Source organism: Imperialibacter roseus (genome assembly GCF_032999765.1).
Lineage (GTDB): Bacteria > Bacteroidota > Bacteroidia > Cytophagales > Cyclobacteriaceae > Imperialibacter > Imperialibacter roseus.
This window is the reverse complement of sequence record NZ_CP136051.1, coordinates 5,194,467-5,216,207: the sequence shown is the minus strand read 5'-3', so window position 1 is coordinate 5,216,207 and position 21,741 is coordinate 5,194,467. Positions and strand designations below refer to the sequence as shown.

The 21,741-nt window shown below is 46.4% G+C and carries 19 protein-coding genes and 1 pseudogene; 10 read left to right on the top strand and 10 right to left on the bottom strand.

The features are described 5' to 3' along the window. Positions 1-246 precede the first annotated feature (246 nt). The 6 genes from RT717_RS22015 to RT717_RS21990 all read left to right on the top strand — a co-directional run bounded on the left by RT717_RS22015 (position 247) and on the right by RT717_RS21990 (position 7,620). Positions 247-1,656 (top strand): tetratricopeptide repeat protein, encoded by a 1,410-nt coding sequence (locus RT717_RS22015; RefSeq protein WP_317488511.1) that lies wholly within the window; start codon positions 247-249, stop codon positions 1,654-1,656. 82 nt (positions 1,657-1,738) lie between these two features. Beyond that, a complete protein-coding gene (locus RT717_RS22010) occupies positions 1,739-2,509 on the top strand; it encodes a phosphosulfolactate synthase (protein WP_317488510.1) in 771 nt (256 codons plus the stop codon). A 72-nt stretch (positions 2,510-2,581) separates the two neighbouring features. After that, positions 2,582-3,529, top strand: coding sequence for a DUF368 domain-containing protein (locus RT717_RS22005; RefSeq protein ID WP_317488509.1), 948 nt, complete (start codon positions 2,582-2,584; stop codon positions 3,527-3,529). Beyond that, on the top strand, positions 3,529-4,281 hold the full coding sequence (locus RT717_RS22000) for a shikimate dehydrogenase family protein (RefSeq protein WP_317488508.1): 753 nt from the start codon (positions 3,529-3,531) through the stop codon (positions 4,279-4,281). The genes RT717_RS22005 and RT717_RS22000 overlap by 1 nt, the downstream gene beginning before the upstream one ends. 41 nt (positions 4,282-4,322) lie before the next feature. Next, positions 4,323-6,341: an excinuclease ABC subunit UvrB gene (gene uvrB / locus RT717_RS21995; protein ID WP_317488507.1), complete on the top strand. Its 2,019-nt coding sequence runs from the start codon at positions 4,323-4,325 to the stop codon at positions 6,339-6,341. A gap of 214 nt (positions 6,342-6,555) precedes the next feature. Beyond that, the gene (locus tag RT717_RS21990; protein ID WP_317488506.1) at positions 6,556-7,620 is read left to right on the top strand and encodes a fatty acid desaturase family protein; all 1,065 of its coding nucleotides are present in this window, start codon (positions 6,556-6,558) and stop codon (positions 7,618-7,620) included. A 36-nt stretch (positions 7,621-7,656) separates the two neighbouring features. On the opposite strand, the gene RT717_RS21985 is transcribed toward RT717_RS21990, so the two are convergent. From RT717_RS21985 to RT717_RS21965, 6 genes and pseudogenes are all read right to left on the bottom strand, one after another. Next, entirely contained in the window at positions 7,657-9,006 is a 1,350-nt protein-coding gene (locus RT717_RS21985) for a Gfo/Idh/MocA family protein (RefSeq protein WP_317488505.1), read from the bottom strand. A gap of 160 nt (positions 9,007-9,166) precedes the next feature. Then, positions 9,167-9,769: a superoxide dismutase gene (locus tag RT717_RS21980; protein WP_151998119.1), complete on the bottom strand. Its 603-nt coding sequence runs from the start codon at positions 9,767-9,769 to the stop codon at positions 9,167-9,169. A gap of 137 nt (positions 9,770-9,906) precedes the next feature. After that, entirely contained in the window at positions 9,907-10,365 is a 459-nt protein-coding gene (locus tag RT717_RS21975) for a nucleoside deaminase (protein WP_317488504.1), read from the bottom strand. After that, entirely contained in the window at positions 10,362-10,919 is a 558-nt protein-coding gene (locus tag RT717_RS21970) for a hypothetical protein (protein WP_317488503.1), read from the bottom strand. Before RT717_RS21970 ends, RT717_RS21975 begins: the two co-directional genes overlap by 4 nt. Before the next feature lie 77 nt (positions 10,920-10,996). Then, positions 10,997-11,200 (bottom strand): annotated as a pseudogene (locus tag RT717_RS28570) (hypothetical protein); the annotation flags it as partial. Between the two features lie 91 nt (positions 11,201-11,291). Continuing rightward, a complete protein-coding gene (locus RT717_RS21965) occupies positions 11,292-11,522 on the bottom strand; it encodes an addiction module protein (protein WP_317488502.1) in 231 nt (76 codons plus the stop codon). 123 nt (positions 11,523-11,645) lie between these two features. Here RT717_RS21965 and aspS point away from each other — a divergent pair, with 123 nt between their 5' ends. From aspS to RT717_RS21950, 3 genes are read left to right on the top strand one after another with little or no spacing between them, the layout of a single operon-like run. After that, a complete protein-coding gene (gene aspS, locus RT717_RS21960; RefSeq protein WP_317488501.1) occupies positions 11,646-13,397 on the top strand; it encodes an aspartate--tRNA ligase in 1,752 nt (583 codons plus the stop codon). Between the two features lies 1 nt (position 13,398). After that, positions 13,399-14,508 (top strand): BamA/TamA family outer membrane protein, encoded by a 1,110-nt coding sequence (locus tag RT717_RS21955; protein WP_317488500.1) that lies wholly within the window; start codon positions 13,399-13,401, stop codon positions 14,506-14,508. 37 nt (positions 14,509-14,545) lie between these two features. After that, a complete protein-coding gene (locus RT717_RS21950; RefSeq protein WP_317488499.1) occupies positions 14,546-15,424 on the top strand; it encodes a glycerophosphodiester phosphodiesterase in 879 nt (292 codons plus the stop codon). On the opposite strand, the gene RT717_RS21945 is transcribed toward RT717_RS21950, so the two are convergent. Both RT717_RS21945 and RT717_RS21940 read right to left on the bottom strand, forming a co-directional pair. Further along, the gene (locus RT717_RS21945; protein WP_317488498.1) at positions 15,416-16,462 is read right to left on the bottom strand and encodes a tetratricopeptide repeat protein; all 1,047 of its coding nucleotides are present in this window, start codon (positions 16,460-16,462) and stop codon (positions 15,416-15,418) included. The two genes, RT717_RS21950 and RT717_RS21945, sit on opposite strands and share 9 nt — an antisense overlap. 130 nt (positions 16,463-16,592) lie before the next feature. Then, positions 16,593-18,203: an amidohydrolase family protein gene (locus tag RT717_RS21940; RefSeq protein WP_317488497.1), complete on the bottom strand. Its 1,611-nt coding sequence runs from the start codon at positions 18,201-18,203 to the stop codon at positions 16,593-16,595. Between the two features lie 155 nt (positions 18,204-18,358). Between RT717_RS21940 and RT717_RS21935 the strand changes: the two genes are divergently transcribed. Then, on the top strand, positions 18,359-18,919 hold the full coding sequence (locus tag RT717_RS21935; protein ID WP_317488496.1) for a thioredoxin family protein: 561 nt from the start codon (positions 18,359-18,361) through the stop codon (positions 18,917-18,919). Here the strand turns inward: RT717_RS21935 and RT717_RS21930 are convergent. Beyond that, entirely contained in the window at positions 18,916-19,638 is a 723-nt protein-coding gene (locus tag RT717_RS21930) for a response regulator transcription factor (RefSeq protein ID WP_317488495.1), read from the bottom strand. The two genes, RT717_RS21935 and RT717_RS21930, sit on opposite strands and share 4 nt — an antisense overlap. 67 nt (positions 19,639-19,705) lie before the next feature. Further along, positions 19,706-21,601 carry an ATP-binding protein gene (locus tag RT717_RS21925; protein WP_317488494.1) on the bottom strand — a complete coding sequence of 632 codons (1,896 nt, stop codon included), beginning with the start codon at positions 21,599-21,601 and terminating at the stop codon, positions 19,706-19,708. Between the last annotated feature and the right edge of the window lie 140 nt (positions 21,602-21,741).

The window sequence follows — 21,741 nt, the reverse complement described above, 5'->3', positions numbered from 1 at the left end:
GTCAATACTTCAATTTGGCATTCAAGCAAAATCATTGCGAATTTTTTCGAAAACCAATCTTTCTATTAGAACGGATTTAATTATTGCACTTTTTTTTGAGAGGAATTTAAATAATTGCCTATCTTACATAAACCCTCTGCGACATAATGAGCAAAGAAGTTTTTCACTTAGAAAGATTGTTTTCGGGGATTCAATACCCTAGTTTTTTTGTTCCTACCTTTGTCACACTATTAATCATCACATTTAATGGCGGAAGATTTTCGTAAGAAAGAGCTTAAAGAGCTGGTAGAGAAATTTGAGGACTTTGTGAAAGGGAGAGTCAGCCATTATTTTGAGGAAGACGACTTCGAGAATATCATCGACTATTACCTTGACAAGCTGAAGTTCAGCAAAGCATTAAAAGCAGTCAATGTGGCTTTTGATCAATTTCCATTTTCAGTGGAATTAATGCTGCGAAAAGCAACTATCCTCACATCGCTTGAGGAATATGACGAGGCACTCAAATTACTGGAAACTGCTGAAAATCTACAGCCTGGAGATTCTGAGATCATTCTGCTGAAGGGTAATATATTGTCTCTCAATGGAAATTATGATGAAGCCATTGATGCGTTGAACAACGCACTGGAGTGGATAGAAGATAAGGACGAAGTTTTTTATAATATCGGCCTCGCTTTTCAGGGTAAAGGAGACTATAAGCAGGCGGCTGATAATTACAAGCTAGCCATAGAGTTCAATATCAATCATGAAAATGCGCTGTACGAACTGGCTTATTGCCTGGATGTAGCAGGTGAGCTTGAGAGCAGCCTTGATTATTATAGGCAATTCATTGACAGAGATCCGTTTTCGGAGTATGCCTGGTATAACCTCGGCATCGTATACAACAAGCTTGGAAGGCACGTAGAGGCTATCGATGCGTATGAGTACGCAGCCGCCATCGACGATAGTTTTAGCTCTGCCTACTTTAATATGGGCAATGCTTACCTTAACATAGAGGAGTACGACAAAGCGCTAAAGGCGTTTCAAACTACCGAAGAGTTAGAGGGGCCGAGCTCCGAAACCTATTGCTATATTGGAGCCGCCTATGAAAAATTGGGTGAATTAGATGAAGCGCTGTCTTTTTACAGACGAGCGGCCAAGCTTGACGACATGTATGACGAAGCCTACTTTGGCATTGCTTCATGTTTGAAGGCTCAGGAAAGGTGGTTTGAATCCATTCATTTCTATAATAAAGCACTCAAACTCAACGCTGAAAACCCCGATTACTGGTTAGCAGTTGCCGAAGCGGAATACAAAGTTGGCAATATTGTTTCAAGTATGGACGCTTTTGAAGAGGCAACCATATTAGATCCCAAAAATCCCATGGCCTGGCTTGGTTGGTCGCACATTTATTTTGAGCAGGGCCAATATGAAAAAGCTGTCGACACTGTTTCTTCCGGCATGGACGAATGCCCCGAGGAGTCCGATTTATATTACAGGGCTACAGTGTATTTAATAACTGCGGGACGATTCAAAGAGGCCTTTGCAATTTTGGAAAATGCCTTAACTTTGAATTTTGAAAATCACGTCGTCCTCTTTGAGTTTTTTCCAAAACTTGAGACTCAGAAGGCACTATACAAAATCATTGAGCGCTATAAGTCTAATAATAAAGATAAATAAGAATTGCCTTTTATCGAAGGGTGTTTGAAAGCCATGCCTGGAGTGTAGTGGCTTTTTTTGTTGGGAAATTTAGGAAATTGAAATGTTAGAAAACTATGCATTAAGTAAGGTTCCGGAGAGAACCAAGAAGCCACGGCAGACAGGTTTTACCATGGTGATGGATAAGGGGAGCAGCCTTAGAGAAGCAGCGGATTTGATAGAAACATGTGGTGAGTATGTAGATATTATTAAGCTTGGCTGGGCTACTTCATATGTGTTCCCAAAGCTGAAAGAGAAAATTGACCTCTATCAGTCGGCGGGCATCCCAGTCTATCTTGGAGGTACTTTGTTTGAAGCCTTTGTAATCAGAGATCAGTTTGAGGACTACAGGAAGGTTTTGGACAAATACGGATTGAAGTATGCGGAGGTGTCGGACGGCTCCATTACCCTCGATCATGACAGAAAATGCGAATACATTCGGCAGTTGTCTGGTCAGGTGACGGTATTGTCAGAAGTCGGATCAAAGGATGCTGCCAAGATTATCCCACCCTACAAATGGATTGAGCAGATGCAAACGGAGCTGGACGCCGGCGCCTGGAAAGTGATTGGAGAGGCCAGAGAAGGAGGAAACGTTGGTCTGTTCCGAGACTCCGGAGAAGTTCGCCAGGGACTGGTAGAGGAAATTTTGACCAAAATTCCGTTCGAGCGGATTATCTGGGAGGCACCGCAAAAGACACAGCAAGTTTGGTTCATCAAATTGCTGGGGGCCAATGTGAACCTGGGAAATATTGCCCCACAAGAGGTAATTCCTTTAGAAACGATAAGACTGGGCTTGAGAGGTGATACATTTGACCACTTCCTGTCTCAGTTCTAACTAACTATTATTGGGAGGTCATTTCTGTTTGAAGAAATGGCCTCTTTTTTCAATACCCTGGACATCATTTTAATGCCGAGAAAGTTAACTGACTATTTTTTGCTCTTTTTGAAGGGCCTGGCTATGGGAAGTGCCGACGTGATTCCGGGAGTCTCCGGTGGAACAATTGCCTTCATTACAGGAATTTATGAAGAGCTGCTAGACGCTATCAAAGCATTTGACCTGACTGCGCTTAAGCTGCTTTCAAGCTTCAAAATCAAGGAGCTTTGGAAGCACATTAATGGCAATTTTCTTGTCGCCCTGCTTGCTGGCATAGGACTGAGCATTATCATCTTTGCGCAGGTGATTACGCACTTGTTGGAGCTGTATCCGATCTATGTTTGGTCTTTTTTCTTCGGTCTTATCATCATTTCCTCCATTACCATTGCCAGGCAAATCAAAAGGTGGTCTCCTGGTGTTATATTTGCCTTTATAGCAGGTTTAGTTTCTGCATACATCATTGTTTCGTCCACACCTGCCACAACCCCAACATCGTGGTGGTTCATTATCCTGAGCGGGATGGTTGCCATAACAGCCATGATACTTCCGGGTATTTCGGGCAGTTTCATTTTGCTGATCATGGGCAAATATGAATATGTTTTAAGAGCGCTTAAGGAGTTAAATTATCTTGTTATAGCACTTTTTGCAGCTGGCTGTGTCATTGGGCTTTTATCCTTTTCCCGAGCCATTTCGTGGTTTCTGAAAAAATACCACAACATGGCCATCGGTTTATTGTCGGGGTTTATGGTCGGATCGCTATACAAAATATGGCCCTGGAAACGAGTGGCGCAATTTAGGCTGAACAGCGCCGGCGAACAGGTGCCATTTATCGAAAACAATGTTTGGCCACATTATTATCATAAGCTTACCGGGCAAGATCCTCAAATTCTTTTCGCTCTGCTTTTTATTGCACTTGGCTTTGGCGTTGTGGTGATTATTGAAAAAATTGCGCACACAACCGTCAAGTACAAAAACAAGTAATGCCGAGGCTGTTTGGACTAATCGGGTTTCCACTGACCCACTCTTTTTCAAGAAAATATTTTTCGGAGAAGTTCCTGAGAGAAGGGATCAGCGATGCTTCCTATGAGCTGTATGAGATGGAAACCGCCGCCAGCTTTCCAGCTTTGTTTGCCGAGAATCCCAATCTGGTAGGGATAAACGTCACCATCCCTCATAAAAAGGCAGTCATTCCTTTGCTGAACAAGCTTGACCAGAGTGCTTCAAGAGTTGGGGCGGTCAATGTGATAAGAAAAGAGCGGGACGGACAGCTAACAGGATTTAACTCAGACTATATAGGTTTTTTGCGGTCGTTGCAGAGCTGGGCCGGTGATGCAATAGTTGGAGCAAAAGCCCTGGTGCTTGGCACAGGTGGAGCGGCTTCTGCAGTAAGGGTGGCACTGGAGGACTTGAAGATTGAATTCCTTCAGGTGTCTAGGTCTGCTGGGAATGGAGTTATTACCTACGGAGATTTGAAAAATGATCCCACGATTCTTGAATCGAGGAAATTGATTATCAACACAACACCATTGGGCACGTACCCGGATACCGGAAAATGCCCGGAGATTGATTTCGAGAGAATTGGTTCCGGCCACTTATTCTACGACCTCGTCTACAATCCAGCCGAGACACTTTTTATGAAGAAAGGGCAGGAGCATGGCGCCAAAGTAAAAAACGGATACGACATGCTGGTGTTGCAAGCCGAGAGAGCCTGGGAAATCTGGAATCAAAAGTGATGAATATTTCGTTTATTCGTTGACCAACAAATTTCTACTCTTTGGACTTCGAACTAACATCTGAATACCAACCCACAGGGGATCAGCCAAAGGCAATTGCAGAGCTTGTAAAAGGTCTCAATGCCAACGAACCCGCCCAAACGCTGCTGGGAGTGACAGGCTCCGGCAAAACCTTCACAGTGGCCAACGTCATCAAGGAAGTGAATAGGCCAGCCCTTGTCCTCAGTCATAATAAGACGCTGGCAGCACAGCTTTTTGGAGAATTGAAGCAGTTCTTTCCTAACAATGCTGTTGAGTACTTCATTTCCTACTACGACTACTACCAGCCGGAAGCGTTTATTCCAACCACAGGACTTTACATAGAGAAGGATCTTTCTATCAACGAAGAAATTGAAAAGCTGAGGCTAAGTGCCACTTCGGCGCTGCTTAGCGGAAGGCGGGACGTGATAGTGGTTGCTTCAGTCTCCTGCATATACGGTATAGGCAATCCGGATGAGTTTGGCAAAAATGTTATTCGGTTAGAGGAAGGGCAGCAGATCACCCGAAATCAACTGCTTTTCAGCTTTGTGGATATTTTGTACAGCAGAACGGAGGTAGAGTTTAAGCGGGGTAACTTTAGGGTGAAGGGGGACACGGTTGATATTTTTGTTGCGTATGCCGACTTTGCCTACCGCATTATTTTCTGGGGAGACGAAATTGAATCCATTCAGCGGATCGATCCACAGTCAGGTAAAAAGCTCAGCGACGAGAAAATAATAACAATATTTCCTGCCAATCTTTTTGTCACCGGGAAAGATGTGATCCAGCAGGCCATCATCGAAATTCAGGACGATATGATGGCTCAGGTCAACTATTTTGAAAGTGAGCGGCGGTTTCTCGAAGCAAAACGGTTGAAAGAGCGAACAGAGTTTGATCTTGAAATGATAAGAGAGCTCGGCTATTGCTCGGGCGTGGAGAACTATAGCCGCTATTTCGACAGGAGGCAGTCGGGCCAAAGGCCTTTCTGTCTGCTTGACTATTTCCCTGAAGATTTTGTGATGGTAATTGACGAAAGCCATGTGACTGTGCCGCAGATCAGGGCTATGTGGGGAGGCGACAGGTCGAGAAAGGTGAACCTGGTGGACTACGGTTTCCGGCTTCCATCGGCACTGGACAACAGGCCGTTGACATTCAATGAATTTGAAGGAATGCTGAGCCAGGTAATATTTGTTAGTGCCACGCCGGCAGAGTATGAGCTCAGAAAGTCAGAGGGTGTGGTCGTGGAACAGATCATCAGGCCAACCGGTCTTTTGGATCCGGAGATTGACGTCAGGCCGAGTATCAATCAGATAGACGATCTGTTGGAAGAGATTGATGAGCGGGTGAAAAAGGAAGAAAGGGTGCTGGTGACTACGCTTACTAAAAGAATGGCGGAGGAGCTTCAGAAGTACCTTGAGAGAGCTGGCGTGAAGTCACGCTATATCCACTCAGAGGTGAATGCACTTGACAGGGTAGAAATTCTCAGAGAGCTAAGGCTAGGTGTTTTCGATGTCCTTGTAGGTGTCAACCTTTTGCGTGAGGGCCTCGATTTACCGGAAGTTTCGCTGGTCGCTATTTTGGATGCCGACAAAGAGGGCTTTCTTAGAAACCAGCGATCGTTGGTTCAGACAATTGGTCGGGCGGCCAGAAATGAAAGCGGAAAGGTGATTATGTACGCCGATAAAATCACTGACTCCATGCGGGAGGCCATTGATGAGACCTATCGGAGGAGGGACATCCAAATTGCTTACAACAAAGAGCACGGCATTACCCCCCGATCTGTTAAAAAGAATATCGGCTCAATTATGGGTCAAACTAAAGTGGCTGACTCCAAAAAGGACGGAAGGAAGTACTACGTTGAAAATGAGGAGCCAAGTATTGCCGCCGACCCGATTGTTCAATACATGCCAAAGCCTGAGCTCGAAAAGCTGATCAAGCAAACACAAAAAGCCATGGAAAAAGCGGCCAAGGAGCTGGATTTTATTGACGCAGCGAGGTTGAGGGATGAGCTAGCTGATTTAAAAAAGTTGTTTGAAAAATGATCGTATGCAATGCAATAGGATGGATTAGCTGAGTTTGTTTGGTGGCAGTGCAATTAAAAAGAGATAAATGATGTTCTGTTAATGTAGACAGAAATAGATTCCTCCCTACCGTCGATAAAATTGCATCGAATGTTTCAGGTTTTAATCGTACCTTTGTCCTCTTAATTATCGAAGCACAGTAGGTAACTTGTGCTTTTAAATAACAAGAACCCTAATGAGTGCACCTAAATTTTCATCTCAGGGAAATTCGTTTTATGGCGAACTGAGGTCAAGAATAAACGAATACTTTCAAGAGGCAGGAAAGCCGTCGACTGGTAACTATAAGCTATACTTCAAGGCCGTTGTTCTGGTATTGAGCTGGGTGGGTTTCTATATCCATTTAGTCTTTTTTACTCCAGGCACCTGGTTGGCCCTCACAGAATCTGTAATAATGGGAGGTTTAACGGCTGCCATAGGATTCAATGTGATGCATGATGGTTCGCATGGAAGTTTTAGCCGCAAAGAGTGGGTGAATAAGCTCGCAGGTCTATCGCTCAATTTTCTTGGAGCTAATGTGTTTATGTGGAATACCAAGCACAACGTTATTCATCACACCTACACCAATATTGATGAAATTGACGATGATATTGATGCCAGGCCGTTCCTGAGACTTTGCTCTACGCAGCGTCACCGAAAAATTCATCGCTACCAGCATATCTATGGTTGGTTTGCTTATTCGTTGCTTTACCTGTATTGGGTATTCTTTACAGACTACAAGAAGTACTTTACCCAGAAGGTAGGCTCTATGCCGCTAATGAAGATGAAGCCCAAGGATCATATCAGCTTTTGGGGTTTCAAAGTGATTCATGCGGTGGTTTACATGGCGTTGCCAATCTATATGGTAGGTTTCCTGCCATGGCTAACAGGCTTCCTGGTAATGGGCTTATTCGCTGGATTGGTGCTTACGCTCGTATTCCAATTGGCACACACAGTGGAACACACTCATTTCCCCGTTCCGAATGAATTGAACAAGCTTGAAGACGAGTGGGCGATTCATCAGATAAAGACAACGGCCAACTTTGCCACTAAAAATAAGCTGATCACATGGTGGGTTGGTGGCTTGAACTACCAGATTGAGCACCATCTGTTCCCCAAAATATCTCATATTCATTATCCTGCCATAAGCAAAATCATCAAGAAAGTGTGTGAGGAGAATGGTATCGTGTATATTGAATACCCCCGCATGCGGATCGCCCTGGGCTCCCATGCAGCCTATTTAAAGGCCATGGGCCAGGCATAAAAGAAAGCCCTTCTCCATGGAGAAGGGCTTTTTTGATTAAACCTTCGGCAAAGTCCATCCATTATTGTATTTCGCTTTCATCAGAGCGTTGGCTTCGGCATCGTTCTTGAATTGCCCGCTTGCCGCATCCCAGAAAACTTTCCTCCCGGTTTTGTAAGCGATATTGCCCATTTGCGCATTAATGGCCGCAATGCTGCCTGTTTCAATGCCGCACTTGAGTTTGGATGAATCATTTGCCTTGATGGCATCAACAAAATTTCTGGTATGGAGATCAAGCGCATTTCCCTGCGGGCGCTGATCTGGCACATCGTCCATTTTCCAGGCAGTCATTCCGTCTTTCTGTTGGGTTTCGGGGATGATCTCCCAGCCACCTCTGTTGACTACCAGCGTGCCGTTGTTGCCAATAAAAGCGATGCCTTCGGTCTTGCCGTAGTTGCCGCCGTCAATTCCCGTGGCGTGCTCCCACAGCATATTGAACCCGTCGTATTCAAATACCGTTTGCAGTGTGTCTGGCGTTTCTGAGGCGTCATCCGGGTAGGCAAACTTGCCACCTGAGGCCATCACTGATTTGGGGGCCTTCACACCCATAGCATAAAGTGCAATATCAATTTCATGCACGCCCCAGTCGGTCATCAAACCGCCGGCGTAGTCCCAAAACCAGCGGAAGTTGAAGTGGAAGCGGTTGGCGTTAAAGGGACGCTTCGGAGCAGGCCCAAGCCACATGTCGTAGTTGACACCAGCAGGCACTGCTGTGTCTGGCAAAACAGGCACCGGCTTCATCCACCCCTGATAAGCCCATACCTTCACCAGTCTGATTTGTCCCAGTTTGCCAGAGCGAACCACGTCAAGCGCCTGCTCGTAATGCGGACCACTTCGCTGCCATTGCCCAACCTGCACGATTTTGCCATATTTTTTCGCAGCAGCTACCATGAGGTTACATTCTTCCATGGTATTGGCGATTGGCTTCTCCACATACACATGCTTTCCGGCCTGCACAGCATCGACCATGGTTTTGCAGTGCCAGTGATCTGGCGTGCCGATGATAACAACATCAATGTCTTTGTTTTCCAGCATTTTCCGGTAGTCGCCATACTGGGCGGGTTTTTTACCCCTCATTTTCTCCACGTCAGCGGAGCGTCTGTCAAGCACGCTTTGGTCAACGTCGCATAGAGCGACGCAGTCGACCTCGTCCATGTTGAGGTGTGAGCGCATGTCGCTCCAGCCCATGCCGTTGCAGCCGATCACACCATAGCGCAGCTTGTCGGCTGCTGCGACCGGCTTCCGTACGCCGGCGAATGACGAAAAAGGCATTTGGCTAAGTGCCAGCCCGCCCGCAGCGGCCATGCCGGTCTTTTGTATAAATGTTCTTCTGGATGTTGAACTCATAATAGTAGGTATGTTTTGAATCGTTTATTTCTCAATATCCTAATTCGATACCTAAAAAGGAAGGGCTAATTGCGTGGTCAGGCATATGGGTTGTTCGATGGGCAATAAAAAAGCCCCTCCGTTGCTGGAAGGGCTCTGATATTTAGTAGCAACTGGCTAATTATTTTGCCGCTGCAAAGCGCTTGGCAACTGCATCCCAATCTACCACATTGTAGAAAGCTGCAACGTAGTCAGGTCTTCTGTTCTGGTAGTTGAGGTAGTAAGCATGCTCCCAAACATCAAGACCAAGAATAGGTGTGCCACTGCAACCTGCGTCAGGCATCAATGGATTATCCTGGTTGGCAGTAGAGCATATTTCAAGCTTGCCGCCTTTCACACAAAGCCATGCCCAGCCTGAGCCGAATCTGGTAGCTGCTGCCGCAGAAAATTTTTCTTTGAAGCCGTCGAATGAACCGAAGGCAGCGTTGATAGCATCAGCCAAAGCACCTGAAGGCTGGCCGCCTTTGCCAGGGCCCATAACTGTCCAGAAAAGAGAGTGGTTCCAGTGACCGCCGCCGTTGTTGCGCACAGCTGGCACGTTAGAGTGGCTTTTCAGCAATTCTTCGAGCGACTTGCCAGCCATTTCAGTGCCTTCGATGGCTTTATTCAAGTTCGTCACGTAAGCATTGTGGTGCTTGCCGTGGTGTATTTCCATGGTGCGGGCGTCGATGTGCGGCTCCAGCGCATTGGTTGCATATGGTAATGCTGGTAATTCGAATGCCATAATTATTGATTTGTTTTATGGTTGAACATTTATCTTACTGAACAGTAAATCTACTAAGAACTGCCCAAATAAATAACGCCAAAAGGTGGGTATAGTTCCTTGATGTAATAGATATGTACATGGAAGTATCGATGAGTTTATTCCTTCCCCCTCAACCTCTTGAAAAAAGTGTTAATCAGTTGTCGGCATTCCTGTTCCATAATTCCCGATGACACCTTTGTTTTCGGATGCAGCACATTTTCCGTCAGCAGTGAGTAACCTCGCTGTAAATCGGATGCCCCGTAAACAACTCTGCCTATCTGCGTCCAGTGGAGGGCACCTGCACACATCACACAAGGTTCAAGCGTAACGTACAGTGTACAATCGTTCAGGTATTTGGAACTGAGGTAGTTTTCCGCTGAAGTGATCGCCAGCATTTCTGCATGGGCGGTTACGTCAGTAAGCTTTTCTGTGTGGTTGTAGCCTTTGGCAATGACTTTGTTCTGACAAACAATAACGGCGCCGACCGGAATTTCATCTTCCTCCAGCGCTCTTTCAGCTTCACGCAGAGCGACTTTCATGAAATGATCGTCGCTGAAAACTGTGAGCCCACTCACTTGAAGTTCTTTTTAATGGATACGCTTTGCATGATCTGTGGTGCCAAATCCTTCCATTTTCTCATATGCTGGTAAGGCGATGAAAGCGTGAACACGAGCGTTTGGTTGTTGACAATGGTGTACTGAATATAGCTGTAAGCACGGAGCGCTGATTCGTTGGTAATGGCGTCTTCCTCAGGTTTAACTATTGCAACAAACTCAAATACGGCAAAATCCCGGCCGTTGATAGTTTCGATGGCGTCTTTGGTGAAACTCACTTCATCGTAAAGAGAAGAAATGTTGGCTTTATAAAAATCCTTCAGAATGTTTAAGTCACCCTGGGCCCATTGGTTGTTACCTCTATTGATGCCAAAATCGACCGTGACACCGTAGTCAGTGTACAGAGCCATCGGTCTGCGGGTATACACATACTTACTGTTGATCTCCTGCTCGTTCATCGGACGAAAGTCGGAAGGAAGGCTCACGGTGATGTAGTCAGTTACTTTGGTGGGGCTTAGTTGGGCTTTAACGGTAAAGGTGACCAAAAAAAGTAATAGGCAATATGATGATCTCATGGGCTTAAATAGCGTTCTGGTTCATACAAAACTAGGGAAAATATCAGGCTCTTGTCATTCTATTCGAAAAGACGATTTTATTTCTGTCTTTTCAGCCATATACGAGGACTTTTCTTTGTGTGTAACACAGCGTGGACGATAATTTTTTCCTTTTCAATTGTGAAGTGAACGCAGAATGGAAATCGTTTTAATTTTGCCATTCGAACCAACTTATATCGGGGTTGGTAAATGAGAGGACTAGTCTCCAATCTCAAAAACATAGTTTCCAGGGCATCCAAAAAATCTCTCCCCGTCCAGTTACTTTCTTTTCATACCAGATAGCACTTTCAGTAATATCCCTTTCGGCGTCCGGCTTGATAACCACCTCAAAGGTCATATCCTCTTTTCTATTCTTTTTCTGACTTCTTGCCAGGAAGAGCCGGACATTGGGTTTTTCTCATGTTCATCGAGCCTTTTGTCAAGGAGTTCTTTGTGCTCGCTAGATAGCGCATAGTCAGCTTCTGTTTCTTCAGATTTTAGCACACTTAGTGCAATTCTTAGAGACTGCTCATCGGCATTCTCTATCAACTGATGAAGCTCATCCTTTATGTTTTCGGCACTCATAATAAATGTTTGATTAAAGATAACAGCTTTGACGGATATATGGATTTGAAATAGGTACAGAATTGAAATTCATTTGACCAAAGTATTGCTAACTTTGCCTCCCAAAATTCAAAACGACTAGCAATGCTTCGAACTCACACTTGTGGCGAATTAAGACTTGAACACGTAGGAACTACCGTAACACTTTGCGGGTGGGTGCAACGCCTCCGGGACAAAGGCGGCATGGCCTGGATCGACCTGAGGGATCGCTATGGCTTGACACAGCTCATGTTTGATGAAGGAGCAACTGCTGCCGACATTCAGAAAATGGCACAGGGTGTGGGTCGTGAGTTTGTGCTGAAAGCTACCGGCGAAGTGATAGAAAGGGTGTCGAAAAACCCTAAAATGCCGACTGGCGACATAGAAATCAGAGTGACGGCGATGGAGGTGTTAAATCCCGCTAAAGTACCTCCATTTATTATAGAGGACGAAACCGACGGTGGCGATGAACTTCGCATGAAGTACCGCTACCTGGACCTGCGTAGAAACTCTGTAAGAAGCAACCTTGAGCTTCGTCACAGGATGATGCAGTACACCCGCCGCTACCTTGATGGCAACAAGTTTATCGAAGTGGAAACGCCAGTACTCATCAAGTCGACCCCGGAAGGTGCCCGTGACTTTGTGGTACCCTCCCGTATGAACCCGGGGGAGTTTTACGCCTTGCCGCAGAGCCCCCAGACTTTCAAGCAGCTGCTGATGGTGTCTGGCTTCGACCGTTACTTCCAGATCGTGAAATGCTTCCGTGACGAAGACCTCCGGGCAGACCGCCAGCCTGAGTTTACCCAGATCGACTGCGAGATGTCGTTTGTTGGGCAGGAAGATATTCTCAACATATTCGAAGGGCTGGTGAAGTCGCTTTTCAAAGAAGAAAAAGGACTGGAATTTGGCGCCTTTCCTCGCATGAGCTACGATGAGGCGATGGCTAAGTATGGCAGCGATAAGCCAGATATTCGCTTTGGTATGGAGTTCGTGGAGCTGAATGCGCTTACCCAGGGCAAAGGCTTCCAGGTGTTCGATGCCGCTGAGTTGGTGGTGGGCATTTGTGCCAAAGGTTGCGCCGAGTACACCCGCAAGGAGCTGGACGGATTGACCGATTTTGTCAGACGACCACAAGTTGGAGCCAAAGGCATGGTTTACCTCAAATGCAATACCGATGGCACTTTCAAATCTTCGGTAGATAAGTTTTACTCCGAGGATCAGCTGAAGGAATGGGCCGTAGCCTGCGGTGCCGAGGCTGGCGACCTTATATTAGTATTGGCTGGAGACAAAGACCAGACCCGCAAAGCCATGAATGAGCTGAGGCTGGAAATGGGCAACAAACTTGGGCTGAGAAAAAGGGACGATTTCAAACCTTTGTGGGTACTCGACTTTCCCTTGCTTGAGTGGGATGAGGAAACAAAGCGCTTCCATGCGATGCACCACCCTTTCACCGCACCGAAGAAAGAGGACATGAAGTTGCTGGAGACAGACCCCGGTGCCATCAGAGCCAATGCCTACGACATGGTGATCAATGGTGTGGAAGTCGGCGGTGGCTCTATCCGGATCCACGACAGACCAACGCAGCAGTTGATGTTCAAAACGCTTGGCTTTACAGATGAAGAGGCCAAGAAGCAGTTCGGCTTCCTGATGGAAGCTTTCGAATATGGCGCACCTCCGCATGGTGGTATTGCCTTTGGCTTCGATAGACTTTGTTCACTGTTTGGTGGCGTGGATTCCATCCGTGACTTTATTGCATTCCCTAAAAACAACTCGGGCAGGGACGTGATGATTGATTCGCCGTCTACTATTTCAGCTGAGCAGCTGAAGGAGCTGAATATTTCTGTTGGCAAGGTGTAAGATGAAGGGTTCTTACCTTCTTTTTCTGCTGGTTCTGTTGGCACCATGGAGCGGCCTATGTCAGACCGTGGAAAAGGTGGATTCGGTTGCCAGAAAAAAAGGGAAGGTCATTGCGGCCCCCATTTTGGGTTATTCGCCTGAGTCAAGGTTCTTTGGCGGATTTATGGGCATGTGGATTTTGCCCAAAAAGGGGGTAGACACAAGCAGCTTCAAGCGACCCAGCACACTGGCTCCGATATTTATTTACACGGCCAACAAGCAAGTGATCAGCTCGCTGCGATCAGAGCAATATTTTAAGAATGCCACCTACCTGAGCAATACCCTGAGGGTGCGTAACTACCCGGACTTTTTTTTCGGCATCGGAAATGACACGCACCCGGATGACCTGGAAATGTTTCTGGATCAGTTTGGCCAGCTGAACGGTCGGTGGATGAAGATTAGGGACGAAAAATACTTTTTTGGATTGTCGTACGACTTCAGGTATGACAAGCTTAGCGACTTCAAAGATGGGGCAGTGCTGGAGACTGGAGAGGTGTCGGGCACCAAGGGTGGTTGGACTAACGGGCTAGGGCCAATATTTATCTTCGATACAAGAGATAACGTCCTCTACCCTTCAAAAGGTTGGTACGTCACCAGCAACCTACATTACTTTAGTAAAGTAGTGGGTAGCAACTATTCCTTTGCACAGTTGAACATTGATTCAAGGTACTTTCGGGAAGTGATCTCGCCAAAACATGTTTTGGGGCTTCAGCTTGTGATTAACTCCGTGGCCGGTAATAATATCCCGTTTTACAGGCTTCCGCAGCTAGGCGGAAACGACAGGCTGAGGGGAATCAAGAATGAAAACCTGTACCGTGACAAAGTCTCCTGGTATTTTCAGGTAGAGGGACGAAGAACGCTTTTTTGGAGGCTGGGAGGGGTACTTTTTGCAGGTGTTGGAAATGTTTCTCCGGGCATAGTTTCGGCTTTTCAAACCCCGGTGAAGGCTGTGGTTGGCGCTGGCGGGCGATTCAGGCCGATAAAGGATCAAAAGCTCAACCTCAGACTCGATTTCGGCGTGGCAACTGATGGTTTCTATGCTGTTTATCTCAACGTTGCCGAGGCATTTTGACCGTCTAATTGCTTAAATTATCCTCAAAATCTCTGTTATGCTAAAGTATATCCTAGGTGGGCTCGGCCTGATCGCTGTCGGGTTAGCTTGGTTCTTCTGGCCAGTGATGGCAAACAACATGGAATCTTACACAATTAACGACATCAAGGAGAAAGGCTTCATTATCGTGGGGCATCGTGGCGCAGCTGGCCATGCTCCTGAAAACACGATGGCATCGTTTCGCAAAGCCATTGAGTTGGGTGCTGATGTGATTGAGCTGGACGTTCACAGGAGCAAAGACGGGCATCTCATAGTCATGCACGATGCCACAGTGGACAGGACCACCAATGGCTCAGGCGCTATTTCAGCCATGACTTTTGATGAGATTCGTGCGTTGGACGCAGGCAGCTGGTTTGGCGAAGCATTCAAGGGTGAGTTGGTACCCTCACTGGCGGAAGTCATTGTAGGCATCAACGGCGAAGTGAAAGTATTGATAGAAATCAAATGGCCAAAAGAAGGGCTTTACGATGGACTTGGAAAGCAGGTGGCCGAGGAGGTGCACAAGTATGGAGCCGAAGAGTGGTGCATTATTCAGTCGTTTGATTCAAAATATTTGGAGGAGGCTCATGCCAGTGGCTACAACATACCTTTGCAAAAGCTGCTGGTCAGCCAGACGTCGCTTTTCTTTGTCCCGTTTCATAAGGACAATAAGTTCAGACTAGGACGAGCCTCCGTTGCACATGTGGAATCGATGAACTACTACCATAAAATGATCAATGCGTCGCTTGTTGAACGGCATCACGAAGAAGGCTTGACAGTTATTCCTTACACTGTGAACACAACTGACGAAATGATAAAAGTACTTGGCATGGGCGTAGACGGGGTGATTACGAATTACCCTGATGTTGCGTTGGCCCTGAGAAACGAATTAAAGTAGCGCCTGCAGGTTGGTGAGCTCCACCTCTGAGGCGATGTACCCAAAGGCCGACCAGCTTTCGCCGGCGACCACTTTCTCCAGAATGTCCCTGCCCTTTTCGATGTTGCCGTTGAGAAGGTACCAGTTGGCCACTCCATAGCCTTGTGTGGCGAGTTGAACCCCATCTTCTTCGTCAGCATTAAGAACATCTTCTGGTTTTAAAAGACCTTTGTACATAAGAAGGCGCTTGTGATAGGAGTCGTTCTCTATGATCTTCATTTTTGGTTTGATCGCCTCAAGCACTTTGTCAGCCGCTTGCAGATTCCCCAACTTCCTGTAAGTAATGTACATCCAGTCAGAGGTAGCCACCAGCAGGTCATCGTTGGTGGAAAACTCCATACATTTTTTGTAAGCTGAAATAGCCTTATCGTAGTTGCCTTTCAAATAGTAGGCAAGTCCAAGATGATACCAAACATTGAACTGAGTACTTGACAGTGGTATGTTAAGCTTATTCGGTATCCCATCTTTTTCGATCATGGTTTCTTCCCCACGCATATAAAAAGCCGCCTTCTCCAAATCCCTGATGGCATCTTCAAACTGCCTGATGGAAATATACCGGTGGCCCCTGTGGCGATAGATCCTGTACGAATCGGGAAATTCTCTTAACCCCTCGGTGTATACTTGTATGGCCTCTTTGTACATCGACATGTAAGCAAGCCTTCGTCCATACCAAATGATGAAGTCCAGGCTGTCAGGATACGCATCGAAATTTGCCTTAGCCTTTGCCAGGTTTGTTTCGAGGGTTGTCCTTTGTTTCTCAGAAAGCTCTGGTCTTTTAAGCTTTTTGCCCAAAAGAGATACAGCCTCGTAAGGTTCTTCATCACTTTCTGCAGAAGTTTGAACTGTCTCTGTGGTCTCCTCACTTTTTTCCTCATTGCTGGGCTCAGTTGGGATACAGCTATTTAAGAGAACCAACAAGAGTGCAAAAGTGAATGCTGTTGAAAGAGGAAGCTTTTCAAAAAGTGGTTTTAGTAAAAAGGATTGATCTGGGATGTTCATTCAATAATAACTATAATATCGGGCGATGCTTCAAATAATTTTCATAATACTAAAAAATCTTGAAAAAAGATAATTTCAAAAAAACCATACAGACTGAGGTCTGGTTTTTGAACGCCGATGAGATAGAATTTTAGTTGACGCCTGGCTGTTTGATGGTCTTTCCAGTTGCTTCCTTGGAAGTTGTTACCATCGTTTTCACATCCTCAAGCAATTGTTTAGCATCGTAAATAATTCCGTCCTTGATCGTATACTTTACACCGCCAACTCTTACGACTTCATTGTCTTCTGTCAACTTGATGGCGCCTGTTCCGTACAGTACCTGAAGGTTTTGCAGCGGATTCTCTTCTACTATGACAAGGTCGGCCAGCTTACCCGGCTCAATGCTGCCAATTTCCTTTTCCATACCGAGGGCCTGTGCTCCATATAAGGTAGCAGAACGAATAATTTCCAAAGGATGGAAGCCGGCTTCTCTCAGTAGCTCCATTTCTCTGATATAGGCAAAACCGTACAATTGGAAAATGAACCCTGAATCTGAGCCGGTAGTTACCCTGCCGCCCCGGTTTTTATATTCATTTACAAATGTCATCCAAAGGCGATAATTCTCTTTCCATTGAATTTCTTCTTCGGTGCCCCAGTAGTGCCAGTACGAGCCATGTGACTGCATGCTTGGCTGGTAGAAATCCCACAGCGAGGGAAGTGTATAATCCCGGTGCCATTCGGCAGTGCGGGCCCTCATCAAATCACGATTGGCCTCATAAATATTGAAGGTTGGATCCAAGGTAAAGTCGAGATCAATGAGTGAGTCCATCACTGCGTTCCATTTTTCTGAATATGGAGCGGCAGCCTGCTTCCAAAGCTTTCCGGCTTCGCCAAAACGATGCTGTTCGTTTTGATAGTTGTAGTCGAGTCGGAAGTCCTGGATTGTGCGGTTGTCGAACATAGCCTCGGGCAGGCCATACCAGTGCTCCATGCTGGTGAGTCCCCAGCTGGCGGTGTTGAGCACATTGGCCCGGGCCACGTCCATTTGCGCATGGTGGCAGGCAGCTCTCAGACCCAGCCGCTTATTCTCTCGCAGCGCAGCTTCCATAATGTCGGGGCTGGCACCGAAGAATTTGATGCCATCGGCTCCTTTTTTAGCATTTTCCTGCACCCAAAGACGAGCTTCTTCGGGGCTGTTGATGCCCCCCTCTTTGCCCATTCCAAAGGCAGTGTAGGCCAGGATGCGGGGAGCGGTAATTTCGTTTTTCAGGCTTTTTTTCTTGTGTTCAAGTGTCCAGTCGAGGCCATTGCCAGCTGAAGGTTCACGAATCGTAGTGATGCCATGCGCCATCCAGAGTTTGAACACATATTCAGCTGGAGTTCCCTGCGTCACGCCGCCGATGTGCCCATGCATATCGATAAAGCCGGGAAGCACGTACATGCCCGTAGCGTCGATTTCCTTGCCGCCTTCTTTGAGTTTTGGGCGTCTTTCGGCGTTGATCTCAACACCAGGATAGCCAACCGTCTGGACGCTTTTGATTTTGTTTTGTTCGATAACGATATCCACTGGCCCGATTGGAGGCGCTCCGGTGCCGTTGATCATGATGGCACCTCGAATGATGAGCTGCGTGTAGGGGCCGTCACCTTCAGCCCTGGCGGGTGATGGGGTGATACTTCTCCTTTGGGCAGAAACATCAATGGAAAATATTTGAAAAAGCGCTAAAGCCGTAAGGAATATAGTCTGTTTGTTAATTCGCCTCATGGTTGGGGTATGCTAGGTTTTTGAAGATGTTCATCAAGATAGAGATAAGTGTTGATCCGCCCAACAAGCGCTTTTACAGAAGGTAATTTTAACGTATTTATTAGTTTTCAGAACTTTTTACTTGTTTAGGTCTTTAAGTAAATAAAAGTCAAAAGATGGCCAGTACTTATTCTACGATGCTCCCGCTGGGAACCAATGCCCCGGATTTTAAACTTTTAGATGCCGTTTCTGACAAGCTCCTTTCGCTAAGCAATGTCAAAGCTGAGAAAGGCACCGTGGTGATGTTCATTTGTAATCATTGTCCCTATGTCATTCATGTGTTGGATGAGGTGTTGGCGATTGCCAGTGAATACCAGCTAAAGGGTGTAGGTTTTGTGGCCATCAGCTCAAACGACGTGGTGAACTATCCCGAGGATGGCCCTGAGCAAATGAAGATCATGGCCAGAGAGAAGGCTTTCCCCTTTCCTTATTTGTACGATGAAACTCAGGAGGTTGCCAGGGCCTATCAGGCTGCCTGCACCCCGGATTTTTATGTGTTTGATGCCGACTTGAAATGTGTTTACAGGGGACGACTTGACGCAAGTACACCAAGAAACGGGCTGCCGTTGACTGGGAAAGACTTGCGAAATGCGCTTGATGCTGCTTTGTTGGATAAAGCGGTGAGAGAAGAGGAGCAGCTACCCTCGATGGGTTGCAATATCAAGTGGAAGAGTTAGGTAGAAAGTAGTGTTGCAGCGGCAGCTAAAATCAGCGCTACTATTCCCACTATCTTCTTGTCGATGGCCAGCTTCACGGCAGAGGCCCGACTGTGCACATGAAGTTTCTTGTAGATGTTCTTGATGTGCGTTTTTACGGTGTGCGGACTGATGAAGAGCCCTTCAGCTATTTCGAGGTAGTTGTTCCCATCCACAAGCCGTTGGATTATTTTTACTTCCTGCTCGGAGAGCCCATATTCCTGAATAGCCTGGTCTTTCAATTTCGAATCCTCGCTCAGATTTGGATCTGAACTAATCAAACCAATCATTTTGCGGGCGATGGTTCTCGACATTGGTGCACCACCCTCCAGCAGTTCTTCAACGGCTTTTACAATATTGGACGGGCTTTCGTCCTTCAGCATGTAACCCACAGCCCCGGCTTTCAGAGAGTTGAATATTTTGTCGGGCTGCTCAAACACCGTGAGCATCATTACTTCAATATCTGGCAGTGACTGCTTTAGGCGAGCGGTCGTTTCTATTCCGTCGATGCCAGGCAATTCAATGTCCATGAGAACTACCTGAGGTAGCTCTTGTGCAGTGGCCTGTTCCATTTTGTTGAGAAAATCCTCCCCGGTTGGACTGACTAGTACCAGGTCAATACTTTGGAAGTATTTAAAGTTGTCGATGAATCGCTTTCTCAGCGACGGATTATCCTCAACCAATGCAATACGAATAGCCATAGGTTTTTTGTTCAGTGTCAAAGGTGGGGTAAAGAACTAATTGGCCCAATACCCAATTTGGGGTAAATCAAATAGTGAGGTTAATGGTAGACCCCTGATCTTTTGCGGATGAGATACTAAAGCCGCCTCCAATTTCCTCCATACGTCGTTTCATATTTTCAATGCCATAGTGCTCACCTTCAGCCATGGCTTCGGTATCGAATCCGACACCATCGTCGGAAATCTTTATCACCAGGGAATCCTTCAACGACAAGTCTATGATGATGCGACGAGCCCCAGCATGTTTGGCAATGTTTTGAATACTCTCCTGCACCACCCGGGTAATGTTGAGCGCCTCCCGGGAGGCGAGCTTATAAGGGTAGGCGATGTGGTTAATGATTTCAAAAGAGAGGCTGGAATTATACTTGATTGCGTTGGTTAGGTATTTTTCAATGTGATCGATAAAATCGGCCAGGGTTATTTCGCTCTGATGCAGGCTCCAGATGCTGTCACGAAGGCTTGTGAGCGTGTCCTGCGCATCTGCTTTCAGACTGCTCACGATTTTTTGCACTTCTTCATCTTTCCTGAATCCCTCAATTTGATCCGTAATCTGCAGGCCAGAGAGAATACTTGTCAGCTGAGCGCCTACATGGTCGTGGAGGTCGCTTGAAATGCGTTCTCGTTCTGACTGAATTTTTTGAACCAGTTCTAGTTGCTGTACTCTTCGCTGGAGCTTCAGCCTATTGTAGCCCAGGTATAGCAGGATAAGCAAAACGACCACTCCACCAATGAATGCATAAAGCTGGAGATTCTTTTGTTGGATAAGCAAAGCCTGCTCGGCCAATTGCAGGTCCCTGATTTGTATCTGCTGCTCCTTCTTTTCAGTTTCATATTTTGTTTGCATCTCGGCAAGTGCCTCCGACTGAGCTTTCGCATATGAAGAGTCTTTTTCAACACCCCACTTCCTGTATAATTCTGTCGCTCGCTGAAAGTTTCCGGCCGCCTCATAGTTCAAGGCGAGTGCCTCATATATGTTTTCAATCTTGTAGTCTACCTGATCGTCCTCAGCCAGTTTTAATGCTCTATTGCCATATTCAATACCTTTCGACGGGTTTTTTAGCTTGGCATAAATGTTGGAAATATTGGTCAGGTCGGCTATTTGCATGGCAGTGCCGGGCACTTTCTCACGTATTTTTTCTGCTGTCAAGAACATCTCCAGCGCCCTGTCATAGTCATCCGCTGACTCGTAAACCGTTCCCAGAATGTGCAGACCGTTTGCTTCCGCATGCAAGTTGTTGGTTGCTCTGGCCCGTTCTATACCCCACGTGACAAAGTATTCGGCTGAGTCGTAACGAGACAGGCTCCCATAACAAGAGCCGATGTTGTTGAGCACCACCGGATGCGGCTCAGGAATTTTTGGCAAAGCCTTCTTGAAGTTGGAGATCGCCTTTGCATACTGACGCAGCTCCATAAATACAAGACCGATATTATTGAGAGCAGCCATTTCTCCATAAGGGTTTCCAGCTTCCTCGTGGCTTCTCAGCACGTCATAAAATATGTTGACTGCCTCCTCAAACCTCCTTTTCGACACCAGGTAAAGACCCCTGCTGTTCATGGTGAGGGTGTGGTATTTTTTATCGCCGAGCGAATCAGAGAGGTGCAGGGATTTTTCGAAATAGTATTGAAGTGAGTCTTCGTTTCGGTAGGTCTCGTAATAAATAGCCAGATTATACATGGATCTGGTGAGACCTGGAGCGAACGCTTTGGTCAGTGCTTTTGCCCTGGCCGAATGACTGTACTGGTAGATCTTTTCCGGATTGGAGTAGCGGTATTTTTCTGCCAGCGCATTGAGGATATTGATCCGGCTGGTGTCCGGAATATTGGTTTTCAGTACATTTTCAAGACTGTCAATGAAGGCGGGTTGGCTACTTGAGCTTAGGGAGAAAAAAAGCATCAATGCGGCAAGACACAATTTCGGTCGCATGAAGATTTACGGTATAAGTTGTTGGCTCCGGTAAGATAAGCTTTTATTGGTTTTTTTCCTTTTGGAATAGTACTAATCAAATATTTTGTGATGTAGCGTGCCAGTTGAACGGGCTTCTTTTTTCGGGAAAAGGTTAGTGT

Excerpts from the sequence above, each read along its gene's own strand:
- RT717_RS22015 (WP_317488511.1), top strand. The coding sequence starts at position 247 with ATGGCGGAAGATTTTCGTAAGAAAGAGCTTAAAGAGCTGGTAGAGAAA.
- RT717_RS22010 (WP_317488510.1), top strand. The coding sequence starts at position 1,739 with ATGTTAGAAAACTATGCATTAAGTAAGGTTCCGGAGAGAACCAAGAAG.
- RT717_RS22005 (WP_317488509.1), top strand. The coding sequence starts at position 2,582 with ATGCCGAGAAAGTTAACTGACTATTTTTTGCTCTTTTTGAAGGGCCTG.
- RT717_RS22000 (WP_317488508.1), top strand. The coding sequence starts at position 3,529 with ATGCCGAGGCTGTTTGGACTAATCGGGTTTCCACTGACCCACTCTTTT.
- RT717_RS21990 (WP_317488506.1), top strand. The coding sequence starts at position 6,556 with ATGAGTGCACCTAAATTTTCATCTCAGGGAAATTCGTTTTATGGCGAA.
- RT717_RS21985 (WP_317488505.1), bottom strand. The coding sequence starts at position 9,006 with ATGAGTTCAACATCCAGAAGAACATTTATACAAAAGACCGGCATGGCC.
- RT717_RS21980 (WP_151998119.1), bottom strand. The coding sequence starts at position 9,769 with ATGGCATTCGAATTACCAGCATTACCATATGCAACCAATGCGCTGGAG.
- RT717_RS21970 (WP_317488503.1), bottom strand. The coding sequence starts at position 10,919 with ATGAGATCATCATATTGCCTATTACTTTTTTTGGTCACCTTTACCGTT.
- RT717_RS21965 (WP_317488502.1), bottom strand. The coding sequence starts at position 11,522 with ATGAGTGCCGAAAACATAAAGGATGAGCTTCATCAGTTGATAGAGAAT.
- aspS (WP_317488501.1), top strand. The coding sequence starts at position 11,646 with ATGCTTCGAACTCACACTTGTGGCGAATTAAGACTTGAACACGTAGGA.
- RT717_RS21955 (WP_317488500.1), top strand. The coding sequence starts at position 13,399 with ATGAAGGGTTCTTACCTTCTTTTTCTGCTGGTTCTGTTGGCACCATGG.
- RT717_RS21950 (WP_317488499.1), top strand. The coding sequence starts at position 14,546 with ATGCTAAAGTATATCCTAGGTGGGCTCGGCCTGATCGCTGTCGGGTTA.
- RT717_RS21945 (WP_317488498.1), bottom strand. The coding sequence starts at position 16,462 with ATGAACATCCCAGATCAATCCTTTTTACTAAAACCACTTTTTGAAAAG.
- RT717_RS21940 (WP_317488497.1), bottom strand. The coding sequence starts at position 18,203 with ATGAGGCGAATTAACAAACAGACTATATTCCTTACGGCTTTAGCGCTT.
- RT717_RS21935 (WP_317488496.1), top strand. The coding sequence starts at position 18,359 with ATGGCCAGTACTTATTCTACGATGCTCCCGCTGGGAACCAATGCCCCG.
- RT717_RS21930 (WP_317488495.1), bottom strand. The coding sequence starts at position 19,638 with ATGGCTATTCGTATTGCATTGGTTGAGGATAATCCGTCGCTGAGAAAG.
- RT717_RS21925 (WP_317488494.1), bottom strand. The coding sequence starts at position 21,601 with ATGCGACCGAAATTGTGTCTTGCCGCATTGATGCTTTTTTTCTCCCTA.